The following is a 441-nucleotide window of genomic DNA, read 5'->3' on the forward strand; positions in this document are numbered from 1 at the left end:
ATCTTAAAATCAGGAGTAAGGGATGTCGCAACCTATTCGTGTACTCGTTTTTGGAACCACTGGAACTGGTAAGACAAGTTTGTGCAATGAACTAACAGGCGGAAACCAGAGAGTAAGCGATGCTGCTCAAGGTGTTACGTTCAAATCCTACACTTACAAGGAACTCGAAATTTCTGAGGGTAAGTCGCTCATCATAACTGACACTGTTGGTCTTAATGAGTCTGCACGTGGAAGTGTCTCATCTAGAGATGCGGTGAAAGCACTCATCAAGCTTCTCAGGGATTCCGAGGAAGGGTACAACTTGCTGATTCAAGTATTCCGCATTCCTCGGATTACTCAAGCTGAGGAAAGCAACTATGAGTTTTTTGTGAAGACAATCACACAGGCTAAGATTCCTGCAATTCTCGTTGCTACGGGCTGTGAAAATTTAGAGCCAATGTC

At 44.0% G+C, this 441-nt stretch carries 1 protein-coding gene; it reads left to right on the forward strand.

Features of this window, described 5'->3' with window-relative positions:
- Positions 1-22: 22 nt before the first annotated feature.
- Positions 23-441: GTPase (locus D7Y13_RS50150; RefSeq protein ID WP_208734642.1), on the forward strand; the 419-nt coding region annotated here is incomplete at its 3' end.

The organism is Corallococcus praedator, from assembly GCF_003612125.1.
Taxonomy (GTDB): domain Bacteria; phylum Myxococcota; class Myxococcia; order Myxococcales; family Myxococcaceae; genus Corallococcus; species Corallococcus praedator.